Genomic DNA, 11,712 nt, shown 5'->3' on the forward strand with positions numbered 1-11,712 from the left:
CGTGCGCCAGGTGGCGGAGGTCCAGGTTGACGTACAGTCGCCGGATGGAACCCGCGGCGAGCGCGACGGCGGCGCTGCCGGCCCCGCTCACCTCGCTGGTCGGCCGCGACGCCGAGGTGAGCGCGGCCACCCGCCTGCTGGGCGGTGGCGGACGCCGGCTGGTGTCGCTGGTCGGCCCGGCCGGCAGCGGCAAGACCCGGGTGGCGATCGCGGTCGGGGCCGCCGCGGCCGGGCCGGTGCGGTTCGTCGATCTGTCCACGATGGACGACCAGGAGCCCGCCGCCTTCGTGCTCGACGCCTTCGGCGTCGCCCGCCGCCCCGACCTGGGCGAGCTCGGCACGCTGCTCGACGCCCTTCCCGCGGCCTCCCCCGGCGGCTGTCCGGCGCTGCTCGTGCTCGACAACTGCGAGCACGTCGCCGCCGCGGTGGCCGCTCTGGCGCAGCGGCTGCTCGCGCTGCACCCGGACCTGCGCCTGCTCGTGACCAGCCGGCGGCCGCTCGGGCTGAGCGCCGAGACGGTCCTCGCCGTCGAGCCGCTTGACGCCGGCACGGCGCTGCGGCTGTTCGAGACCCGCATGTTCGAGCGCACCGGACGCCCGCTGCCGGTCGCGCACCGGCCCGCCGCGGCGGCGATCTGCGCGGCGCTGGACGGGCTGCCGCTCGCGGTGGAGCTGGCCGCGGCGCGCGCCGCGCTGCTGTCGGTGCCGGAGGTGCGCCGCCTGCTCGCCGACCGCTTCCGGGTCCTCGCCGACGCGAAGGCGGGCGGCCCCGAGCACCACCGCACCCTGCGCGCCGCGCTCGACTGGAGCTACCAGCTGCTCTCCCCGCCCGAGCGGGCCCTGCTGCGCCAGCTTTCGGTGTTCCAGGGAGGGTGGGGCGAGTCGGCGCCGGCGATCCTGCCCGCGTTCCGGCCGGGGCTCATGGCCGCGCTCGCCGAGTGCTCGCTGGTGGGCCTGCCGGAGGGTGGCCGCGGCCGGATGCTGCAGACCGTCGCAGCCTACGCCGCGGCACGCCTCGCCGAGCACCCCGCCGAGGCCGGCGCCGCGCTCGACGCGCACGCCGCGTTCCATCTCGAGCTCGCCGAGCGGGCCGCCGCCGGCATCCGCGGCCCCGAGCAGCGCGAGTGGCTGCGCACACTCACCCTGGAGCAGGACAACCTGCGCGCCGCCCTGGCGAGGCTGGCCACCCGCCCCGGCCGCGCCGCCGACGCCGACCTGCGCATGGCCGCGGCGATGGCGCCCTTCCAGCATTTCATCGGCGGCTACTCCCAGGGCCGCCAGTGGCTGGCCGAGGCCCTCGAGCGCCGGCCCGGCGCGCCCGCCTCCGCCCGCGTGGCCGCGTCCACGGCCGCGGCGACGCTGGCGATGCTCGCCTGCGACTATCCCACCGCCGCCGCCCTGGCCGGCCAGGCGCTCCCGCTCACCGGCGACGACCCCGCCGCCCGCGGCCGGCTGCTCACCCTGATGGGCAGCGTGGAGCGCGAACGGGCGCGCTACCCGCAGTCACGGTCCCACCTCGAGGAGGCCCGGCGGCTGTACCGCGGGTCCGGCGACGCCTGGGGCGAGGGCCGGGCCACGCAGCTGGCCGGCGCGACCGCCTGGCTGTCCGGCGACCTCGACGCCGCCGCGGACCTGCTGGCCGCCGCCCTGACCGCGTTTCGTGACCGGGCCGACGCCGAGTCCGCGGCGTCGTCGCTGACCCACCTCGGCGCGATCGCGCACTACCGCGGTGACCAGCGCACCGCCCGCCGCTGCCTGGTCGACGCCCTCGACCGCTTCACCGAGCTCGCCTTCCCGGAGGGCGTGGCCTGGGCGCATGACCTCCTGGGCCGCGTCGACCTCGCCGACGGCCGCCTCCCGTCCGCCGACGAGCGCCTTCGCGCCAGCCTCACGATCCACCGCCGCGTCGGCGACCGCTGGCGCACCGCGAGCGTGCTGGAGGCCCTGGCCGAGTGCCGCCGCCGCGCGGGCGAGGTGGCGCACGCGGCGGCCCTGCTCGCCGCCGCCGACGTGCTGCGCCGCGAGATCGCCGCCCCGGCGCCCGCCTGCGAGCGACCGGCGCGCGACGCCACGGTCGCGGCCGTGCGCGCGGCCCTACCCGCGGCCGGGTTCGAGCGGGCGTACCGCTTCGGCACCCGCACCCCCGTCGACGACCTCCTCGACCTGGCCCCGGCCCGCCGGGCTTGCTGAATCGGCCCCGATCACGCCGGGGCACGCGACGTCACTCTCACGGGTGAAGTGCCCCGCCCTGCTGGGCCCAGGACCGCGCCGGCCCCTCGTAGCGGCCACCGCCCGGCGTCCTACGGGTCGCTCACCCGAACATCGAGTTGATCACGGCGGCCCCGCGCACGGGCCGCGACACATCGCCGGCCGCCATTCCCGCGCCGGCCGCCGGCCGGGCACAGCAGCGGCGCAACGGTCCGAAACGCGTTCTCGAAGCGGGAAAGAATACCAATCAAAAACCGACAAACGCCGATCTTGTACGGCAAGAGCGGTCGATTCCGCGCCGGCGGCGGGATCCGGCGCCCGGGCGGCGCGGACCCGCGCAGCTGCTGGCATCCAGCGGCTTCCCATCGAGTGTTCATCGCGCGTTGTCCTCTGACACTGGACAGAACGCCCGGATGACCTCCTAATTGAATGCACCTCGCCCGGCACCCCGCCGCCGGTCGGGCCCGCCGCTTCACCATGCACCTGCACGTTCGCTTTTCACCACCACCACAACACCAGCCTGGGTAGCACGCACCCTTCGTCCGGGAGGCCGCCGTGAACGACACGACACCCGCCATCCTCCTCACCGAGGCCACCGCCGCCGCGTATGTCGCCGCCGCCGGGTTCCGGGTCGGGCCGGTCGGACGCGTCGGGGTGGAACTGGAGTACTGCGTGCGCGATCCCCGCCGGCCCCTGCACCGCCCGTCGCCGGCGCGGCTGCTCGGCCTCCTGGCCCACCTGGGCAACCCGCTGCCGGGCGGCAGCGCGGTCACCATCGAGCCCGGCGGGCAGCTGGAGCTGTCCAGCTCCGTCGGCGCCTCGCTGACCGAGTGCACGAGCGCCGTCGCGGGCGACCTGGCGCTGGTGCGCGCCACACTGGCCGACCACGGCCTGCACCTGGACGGCACCGGCCTGGACACCGTGCGCCGGCCGCGGCTGGTGACGGATCACCCGCGGTACGTGGCCCTGGCCGAATACCACGACCGGGCGGGCACGCGCGGGCGCACCGTGATGACCAATTCCGCCTCGATCCAGGTGTGTCTTGACTCGGGTACCGACGAGAACGGCTCCGAGACCGACGACTGGTCGCACTTCGCGCGGCGCTGGTGGCTCGCGGACGCCATCGGCCCGGTGATGATGGCCGCCTTCGCCAACTCCCCGCACGTCACCAGGACGGGCCGGCGCTGGGCCTCCTACCGCCAGGCGCTGCGCTTCGGCACCGACGCCAGCCGCACCCGCGCACCGCGGCGCAGCGCCGACCCGCGCACCGCGTGGGCGCGCTACGCGCTCGCCGCGAAGGTCGCGATGGTGGCGCCGGCCTTTGAGAACCCGGAGAACCCGGAGGACCCGGCGGACGCGGCCGGCGAGACCGACGCCGGCGGCCGCTGGCTGGTGCCGAGCGGGCTGACCATGCGCGACTGGCTGCGGGGGCACGGCCCGCGACCCGTGACCCTCACCGACCTCGAACGCCACCTCGGCACGCTCGTGCCGCCGGTGCGACCGCGCGGCTACCTGGAGTTGCGGATGATCGACCAGCAGGCCGGCGACGACTGGATCGTCCCGGTCGCGGTCGTCACCGCGCTGCTCGACGACCCGGAGGGCGCACAGGTCGCCGCCGACGCCACCGAGCACCTGCGCTCGCCGCTGCGCCGGCACCGCGACTGGCTCGGCGCCGCCCGCGACGGCCTCGCCGACCCGGCGCTCGCCACGGCGGCGCTGACCTGTTTCACCGCGGCGCAGTCGGTCCTCGCACGCCGTGGCGCGCCGCTGCCGGTGCGTGACGCCGTGGCGCGGTTCCTCGACCAGTACGTCCTGCGGGGGCGTTGTCCCGCCGACGACGCGCGGCAGCAGCGGGATCGGCGGGTGGGTGTGGTATCCACGGGATGACCAGGCCGATCACGGAGGCGATGCGCCGCATCCACAACGGTGAGCCGGTCAGCTCGCTGTCGCACTGACGCGCGGCGGCGGGCCGTCGGCGGCGCCGGAGTCCGCGGGTGTCCGATCTCTGCGGTCCCGTTGTTCGCGGCTCGTCGTTCGTGGTCCGATGGTCGTGCCCTGCTCCCCGGCCCTCGCGACGCACGCCGCCGCCCGACCTGACGTGAGTGAACCCGTGATCGTGACCCGCCGTGACTGAGCCGGTGCCGAGCGCCGAGCTGCTTGACGCCGAGCCGGATCGGCACGGACCGGCCGTGGGTTCGCACGCGCCGGCCGTCCGGATCGCCGTGCTCGGGCCCCTGCGCACCGAGGTCGGCGGCGCGCTCGTGGACGCGGGCGGGCCGCGGCAGCGCGCGGTCCTGGCGCGCCTGGTCGCCGCCGGCGGGCACGTCGTGCCGACCGACCGCTTCATCGACGACCTCTGGCAGGGTGAGCCGCCCCCGAAGGCGCTCGCCGCGCTGCAGGTCTACGTCTCCAATCTGCGCCGGGCCCTCGAGCCGGGCCGGGCACCCCGCACCCCGGCGACGGTGGTGGTCTCGGCCGCACCCGGCTACGCGCTGCGCCTGCCCGACGACCGGGTGGACGCGTGGCGCTTCGAGGCCCTGCTGCGCCGCGGCAGCGAACTCGCCGAACGCGACCCGCGCGCCGCCGACCCGCTGCTGCGCGCGGCGCTGGACGCCTGGGCCGGCCCCGCCTACGCCGAGTTCGCCGACGAGCCGTGGGCCGGCCCGGAGTCCGCCCGCCTGGAGGAGCTGCGCCTGGTCTGTCTCGAGACGGCCGGCCGGGTGGCGCTGCGGCTCGGCCGCGCCGCGCTGGTCGTGGCGGAGCTGGACCGCCACGTGCAGGAGCATCCGCTGCGCGAGGAGGCCGTGCACCTGCTCGCGACCGCGCTGTACCGGGCCGGGCGCCAGGCCGACGCCCTGGCCGCGCTGCGCCAGGCCCGCCGGCGCCTCAGCGACGAGCTCGGCGTCGACCCGGGGCCGGCGCTGCGCGCTCTGGAGAGCGACGTGCTCACCCAGGCCCCGCACCTGTCGGCGGACGCCGCCCCGGCCCCGGCCACGCCGCGCGGGTTCGACGGCGCCGCGGGTGTCGCCGGGGCTTCCGTGGCGACGATCGACCCTCCCGCCCCGTCGCCCGGCGCGACCGGCACGTCACGTGTCCCCGCCGGCCCGGTGGCCGCCACGCGGTCCGCCGAGGCCGTCGGGCGCGAGGCAGAGCTGGACGCGCTCGCCTCGATCGCCGCCTCCGCCGGACGCGACGGGCTGCGCATCGTCTGGGTCGGCGGGGAGGCCGGGGCGGGCAAGACGACGCTGCTGCGGGCGTTCGGTGCGACGATCACCGAGCGTGGCTGGCGGGTCGCGTGGGGACGATGCCCCGAGGTCGACGGCGCGCCGCCGGCGTGGGCCTGGGCCGAGGTGCTGCGCGACCTGTCCATCGGCTCCGTCGGCGGCGGCGTCGACGACCGGCTCCGGCCCCTGCTCGACGGGGGCGGCCACGGCCCGGCTGGCGACCAGTTCCAGCTCGCGCAGGCGGTCGGCGAGCGGCTCGGGTCGGGCGGGCCGCTGCTCGTCGTGCTCGACGACGTCCACCGCGCCGACGGCGAGACCCTGCAGGTGCTGCGGCACGTCGCCGTCGCGCTGGCCGAGCGCTGCGTGCTCATCGTTGCCACGTTCCGTAGCGGCGAGGCCCCGCCGCAGCTGGGCTCGGCCCGCGCCGCGCTCGCCGGCCCGCGCTCGGCCGAGCTCGTCGTCGGCGGGCTCGGGCGGCAGGCAGCAGCGCGGGTGCTCGCCGGGCACCTGGGCGCACCGCTGGACGAGGAGACGGCCGCGGTTGTGCACGAGCGCACCGGCGGCAACCCGCTGTTCCTGGCCGAGACGGCACGGTTGATCTCCGCGGAGGGCGCCGGCAGCGCCGTGGGAGCGATCCCGTCGGGCATCGGGCACGTCCTGCGGCGCCGGCTGGCCCGGCTGCCGGCGCCCGCGCAGACGGTACTGCGGCACGCGTCGATCCTCGGCCGCGACGTCGACATCGACGTGCTGAGCGAGGCCTTCGCCGAGGACGAGGACGCCGTGCTCGACGGGCTGGAGGCGGGCGTCCTCGCCGGGCTGCTCGAGGAGCCCGCGCCGGGCCGGGTACGGTTCGCGCACGCCCTGCTGCGCGACGTGCTGTACGACGACATGCCCCAGCTTCGCCGCCGCCGGCTGCACGAGCGCGTGCTGGCCGTACTCGAGCGGAACAGCCCCGGCGACGTCGCCGCCCTCGGCCACCACGCCCTCGCCGCGGCGACCCCGGCGACCGCCGCGCGCGCCGCGGGGCACGCGGCCGCCGCCGCCCGGCAGGCGACCGCGCTCTTCGCCCACCGCGAGGCCGCCCAGCTGTACACCGGGGCGCTCGACGCCCTCGCCCTGCGGCGCCCGGCCGACCCCGCATGGCGCCTCGACCTGCTGTGCGGCCTGGTCTCGGCCCGGGCCAACTCGGGCGACGCGATCGGCGCCCGCACGGCCCGCGCCGACGCGGTCGACACGGCCCTGACGCTGCTCGGCGCCGGTGCGGCCCCGGGCGACGCCGTCCCCGACGTGGGTGCGGGCAGCGACGCCGAGCCGCTCGCGCGAGCCCTGGCCGCGTTCGACGCGCCGGTCGCGTGGACCATCCGCGTCGCCCGGACCGCCGACGCGCGGCTGGTCTCGCTGCTGGAGCAGACCCTGGCCCGGCCCGGCGTGCCGGCGGGGCTGCGCTGCCGGATGCTGGTCACGCTCGTGTACGAGCTGGAGGGCGAGGACCTCGCCCGGTGCGCCGACGCCAGCGCCGAGGCCCTGCGCATCGCTCGAGCGGTCGGCGACCCGCTGCTGTTGTGCCAGGCGCTGAACGCCCGATACTTCGCGGTGCTCAACCCGCGGCGGCGCCACGAGCTGCCCTGGGTGGGCGAGCAGCTGCTGGACGCCGCCGAGCGGGCCGGGTCGCTGGCCTTCCAGGCGCAGGCGTACCACGTGCTGTACCAGGTGGCGCTGGAGCGCAGCGACCTGCGGCTGGCACAGGAGCACCTGGACCGCGCCCTGGAGCGCTCCACCGCCGGCCAGCTCGGTGTGATCCTGTCGGTGATGGCGATGCTCGGCGCGATCCGCGCCCTGTTCGCCGGCGACCACGCCGCGGCCGAGCGGCTCTACACGGAACTGGGCGAGCGCATCGAGGCCGCCGGCCAGCCGAACGGTTCGATGGTCGGCATCTGCGGCGTGTTCTTCGTCCGGCTCACGCAGGGCCTCGGCCACACCTTGCTGCCGGTGCTCGAGTCGGTGCGCCAGTTCGCCCCGGGCGATGCCGACGAGCTGATCGTGCGCGCCCTCGTCGACGGCGGCCGGCTGGACGAGGCCCGGGCCCGCTGGACGCCGCAGTACCCGATCCGCGAGGACTACTACTGGCTGGGCTGGATGGGCGTGCGCGCCGAGAATGCCGTCGCGCTCGGCGACGCCGCCGTGGCGGCCGACTGCTACGCGGCGTTGCTGCCGTGGGCCGGCCAGTTCGCCGGCCTGGCGAGCGGGTCGGTCACCGGCCCGCCGGTCGACCTGCTGCTGGGCCGCCTGGCCGCGCTGCTCGCTCGCCCGGCGGACGCGCACTTCGCGGCCGCCCGGGACCTGGCCGCGCGGACCGGCGCGACGCCCTGGACGTAGCGCGCCCGGGCGCGCACCGGACACGGCTCAGCCGAAGATCAGCCGCTCGCGGCGCAGGAAGCCGGGGCGCATGACGGCGAGCATGAGCCGCAACGCGGGGCCGGCCATGCGGTACAGCTCGACGAGCTCGTCGGCGGTCGCGTACCGCTCGATGCGCGGCAGCTCGAAGCCGGCCTTCGAGCCCTTGCGGACCGCGTTCTCCACGCGCTGCCACTGCTCGTGCGTGACGTACCGGCGGATCACCGGAAACAGCGTGCGCTCCTCGTCGTCGATGTGCTCGTCGAGGAGGTCACGCAGCATGGCCAGGCTGTCCGACAGCCGCCCGGCCGCCTCCCGGTCGCCCGGCGTGGCGGCCAGCGCGGCGGCCTCGGCGCGCACGCGGTCCAGCAGCGGGTCGAGCTGCCTGTGGTCGTCGGTGAGCTCGGCCAGGTCGACCTCGGCGCCGGCGGTCTCGCGCAGCACCGGCCACAGCACGTCGTCCTCCGCCTGGTGATGGTGGTGGATGCCGTCGCACAGGTCGGTGAGGTACCGCCGGATCGCTTGCACGCGACCCGGCGTACCAGGCGTGCGGCCCTGCGCCATCGCCAGCGTCACGTCGGCGAACCGGCGCGCGTCGCCACGCATCGAGCGGTGGTTGATCGTGATGCCGATCAGGTTGGGTTCGGTGTTCGTCATGCGGTACAGCGAAAGCCCGGACGGTTGGCGGCCACTTAATGCCCGCTTGGCGCCCCGCGGATGCGTCGCCCCGGCCAGGCGCGGCGGCTCGCGGAAATCGGTGCCGGAACCGACGTTCGGGGGTCCTCACCGGCGGACTGGGTTCGATAGCATCGAACAAGTTTCGGCAGGAGGTTCGAAGGTGCGCACGACGGCAAGGCAGGACCGCGTCGAGGACAACGGGCAAGCACTCGTCGGGGCCCGGATGCGCCAGTTCCGCAAGGAGCGCGGGCTGACGCTGCGGGGTCTGGCCACCCAGTCCGGCCTGTCCATCGGGTTCCTCTCCCAGGTCGAGCGGGGCATCTCGGCGATCGGCCTGACCGCTCTCAACGGCGTGGCCGCGGCGCTGGACCGCCCGGTGTCGGAGTTCTTCCACGAGCAGGACCAGGCGGCGGCGCGGCCCGCGCCGACCGACGACCTGCCGGAACACTTCACGTTGACCCGCGCCCAGAACGGCGCGACCGAGTACGTGTCCGGCCAGACCACCTACCGCATGCTCTCCGACCGCGGCCCGCACCTGGTGCTCGAGCCGATGCTCGTGCACATCGCGCCCGGCGGGCGCCGCGAGGAGGCCTACGGCCACGCCGGTGAGGAGTTCGCCTACGTGGTGTCGGGAGAGCTGCTCTACGAGGTCAACGGCATCGAGCACCGGCTCTTCCCCGGCGACAGCCTACACCTGCGCTCGAGCACCCCGCACCGGCTCTACAACGACACCGACGGGGTCACCACCGTGGTCTCGGTGGTGACCCCGCGGCTGTTCTGAAGATCGTTGTTCACTCTCACGTCAAAATTTTGGTGACCGCGTTCATCGTCGCCGCCCAGGCCGGCGTGCGCGGGTCGATCACGTCGAAATGGTCGGCGGCCGGCTCCAGCCGGACCACCCGGTCGCCGGCCGCCAGCGCCGCCCTGGCGTAGCGGCGGGACATGTCGACGAGGTCCAGGCCGTCGGCCCGGCCCTGGACCACGATCACCGGCACGCCCAGCGGCAGGCGTAGCAGCGGGTCCGACGCCGCCAGCGCGGCCTCGTCGCCGCGCAGCGCCGCGGCGACCGCGCCGGTGCCGATCCCGCGTCGCCGGCCCTCGGTCAGGTCGAGCACGCCCGCCTGGGACACCACCACCGACACCGCGCCGGGCGCGTCGGCCGCCGCCCGCACCGCGAGCTGCCCGCCGGCCGAGTGACCGAACAGCACCAGCCGCGACGGGTCGACCCTGGGGTCCGCAGCGCCCGCGAAGGCGGGGCCCGCCGCGAGGCCCGCGGCGACGTCCGCCGTCGTGGCCGCCCAGCCGTGGCGGTCCGGGCTGCGGTACTCGAGGTTCCACGCGGCGAATCCGCGGTCGGCCAGGTCGATCGCCATCGCGTCCATGAGGTCGGCACCCCAGACCGAGCGCCAGAAGCCGCCGTGCAGCAGCACCGCGACGGGCGCCGGGCCGGTGCCGGCCGGCAGCCGCAGCTCACCCCACTGCTGCGCGCCGGGCCCGTAGGCGATCCGCCGCGCCGGGCGCCGCAGCCGGTGCACCGCCCGCCGGACGGCCCAGGTGATACCCCAGATCTCACGGCCCTGGTGATGCTCCGACCCGGGCGCGACGGGCTGGGGCCCGGTCGCGGTCAGGTCGAGCCACACGGTCCGCGCGGTGTGGGCGCCCGGCGCCGTCATCAGCTGCCGGGCCGGTGCCGTTGGCCCGGGCAGCACGACGACGGCGCCGGTCGTCCCCCCCCCAACGCCGCCGCGAGATCCCCCACCTCGCGGACGGCGCCGTCCACCCCGAGCCCGGCGAACTCGGCCTCCGCCAGCTCGCGCACCAGGTCGAGGTCGGCGACCAGGCCCGGGCCCACGATCACGTCGACGTTCATGCCGCGTCCCGGCGCAGCAGGGGCAGCACCGCGCCGCCCAGCAGGTCCACGCCGCCCTCGTCGGTCAGCCCGTGCGGCGTGCCGAACTCCACCCGCCCGACACCGGCGTCGATCAGCGCCTGCGCCTGCGCGGCGACCTGCTCCGGCGTGCCGGAGAACGCGAAGAGGTCGAGCACGTCGTCGGGCACGAGCCGCCCGGCCGCCTCGTGCTCGCCGCGCTCGACCAGCTCGGCGACGCGACGGACGAGATCCGCCGGTACCGCCGCGGTCGGGTCGAGCTCGGCGACGACCGCGAGGTACATCGCGACCTCGGTGCGTGCCTTGGCCCGGGCGGCGGCACCGTCGCGGTCGACCACGGTCACCGCGCCGAGCACGATCCGCACGTCGTCGACCGACCGGCCGGCCGGTTCGGCGCCCGCCCGCAGCCGCTCGCGCACGACGCCGGCCATCGCCGGGTTGGCGCTGCCGCCCACCTTGATCTCGGCCGCGACCCGGCCGGCGAGCGCCGCGCCCTGCGGGCCCCAGGCGCCGATCAGCAGCGGCGGGTCGGGGCGCTGGACCGGATAGCGCAGGGCGACGCCCGGCGCGAGCCGGAACACCCGGCCGTCGAAGCCGTCGGTCCGGCCACCGAGCAGGCGGTACACGACTTCGGCGGCCTCACCGAGCGCGGAGATCGGCCGGGGCTGGTCGATCCCGACCGCGCCGAGCCAGGTGCCCCGGGCCAGCCCGAGGTAGGCGCGGCCGGCGGAGGCGAGGTCGAGTGCCGCGACCTGGCCGGCGATCTCGTAGGGCGCCATCGAGTACGGGTTGAGGCAGGCCGCGCCGAGCCGCACCCGCGTGGTGGCGCCGGCCATCTCCAGCAGCGGGAAGATCGGCGGCTGGAACATGAGGTCGCCGAAGACGGTCAGCACGTCGAACCCGTGCGCCTCGGCCGCCCGGGCGAGGCGGGCGTAGTCGCCGGGCCGCTTGTCGCTCTGGATGCCGAGTCCGAACTGCACCCCCATGCGGGCACTCACGTGAGGTCTGCCGAGTTCATGGCGCGCCGCCGGGTGCGCTCGACCCGCATCACCAGGCGCTCCTCCGGATCGGGGCAGCAGAACAGGGTGTCGCGCTCCAGCCAGTCGCCGGCCGGGAGCGTGCGCTGCTTGGCGGCCAGGAATGGCAGGACGGCGGCCAAGGCGTACACGCAGAAGTGCTTGCCGTCCGGCAGCCGCAGGTGCGCGCTGCGCTCCAGTTCGAAGTAGTCACCGACCGCCATCCCGCAGACCGAGCGGCCCTCGATCTGCTCGACGGTGACCCTCAGGTCGTAGAGCTCCATGTCATGGTCTTCGGACATTCC

The 11,712-nt window shown here is 76.3% G+C and carries 9 protein-coding genes; 4 read left to right on the forward strand and 5 right to left on the reverse strand.

From position 1 onward, the window contains the following. Positions 1 to 44 precede the first annotated feature (44 nt). From AB0367_RS23625 to AB0367_RS23635, 3 genes are all read left to right on the forward strand, one after another. Positions 45 to 2,189, forward strand: a complete 2,145-nt coding sequence (locus tag AB0367_RS23625; protein WP_366228560.1) for a hypothetical protein — start codon at positions 45 to 47, stop codon at positions 2,187 to 2,189. A 573-nt stretch (positions 2,190 to 2,762) separates the two neighbouring features. Next, positions 2,763 to 4,094: a glutamate-cysteine ligase family protein gene (locus AB0367_RS23630; protein ID WP_366228561.1), complete on the forward strand. Its 1,332-nt coding sequence runs from the start codon at positions 2,763 to 2,765 to the stop codon at positions 4,092 to 4,094. 239 nt (positions 4,095 to 4,333) lie between these two features. After that, entirely contained in the window at positions 4,334 to 7,807 is a 3,474-nt protein-coding gene (locus tag AB0367_RS23635; protein WP_366228562.1) for a BTAD domain-containing putative transcriptional regulator, read from the forward strand. A 27-nt stretch (positions 7,808 to 7,834) separates the two neighbouring features. Here AB0367_RS23635 and AB0367_RS23640 read toward each other — a convergent pair whose 3' ends face one another. After that, complete coding sequence (locus AB0367_RS23640) at positions 7,835 to 8,482, reverse strand: hemerythrin domain-containing protein (RefSeq protein ID WP_366228563.1); 648 nt, start codon at positions 8,480 to 8,482, stop codon at positions 7,835 to 7,837. Positions 8,483 to 8,663: 181 nt separating this feature from the next. Here AB0367_RS23640 and AB0367_RS23645 point away from each other — a divergent pair, with 181 nt between their 5' ends. Further along, positions 8,664 to 9,284, forward strand: a complete 621-nt coding sequence (locus AB0367_RS23645) for a cupin domain-containing protein (protein WP_366228564.1) — start codon at positions 8,664 to 8,666, stop codon at positions 9,282 to 9,284. A 16-nt stretch (positions 9,285 to 9,300) separates the two neighbouring features. On the opposite strand, the gene AB0367_RS23650 is transcribed toward AB0367_RS23645, so the two are convergent. The 4 genes from AB0367_RS23650 to AB0367_RS23665 are packed head-to-tail and all read right to left on the reverse strand — an operon-like array spanning position 9,301 to position 11,709. Then, positions 9,301 to 10,176: an alpha/beta hydrolase gene (locus tag AB0367_RS23650; protein WP_366228565.1), complete on the reverse strand. Its 876-nt coding sequence runs from the start codon at positions 10,174 to 10,176 to the stop codon at positions 9,301 to 9,303. Further along, entirely contained in the window at positions 10,176 to 10,373 is a 198-nt protein-coding gene (locus tag AB0367_RS23655) for a hypothetical protein (protein ID WP_366228566.1), read from the reverse strand. Before AB0367_RS23655 ends, AB0367_RS23650 begins: the two co-directional genes overlap by 1 nt. Beyond that, positions 10,370 to 11,377: an LLM class flavin-dependent oxidoreductase gene (locus AB0367_RS23660; protein WP_366228567.1), complete on the reverse strand. Its 1,008-nt coding sequence runs from the start codon at positions 11,375 to 11,377 to the stop codon at positions 10,370 to 10,372. Before AB0367_RS23660 ends, AB0367_RS23655 begins: the two co-directional genes overlap by 4 nt. Positions 11,378 to 11,385: 8 nt before the next feature. Beyond that, entirely contained in the window at positions 11,386 to 11,709 is a 324-nt protein-coding gene (locus AB0367_RS23665; RefSeq protein WP_366228568.1) for a TIGR04076 family protein, read from the reverse strand. Positions 11,710 to 11,712: the final 3 nt, after the last annotated feature.

The sequence above is a fragment of the Dactylosporangium sp. NPDC051484 genome (assembly GCF_040689395.1).
Lineage (GTDB): Bacteria > Actinomycetota > Actinomycetes > Mycobacteriales > Micromonosporaceae > Dactylosporangium.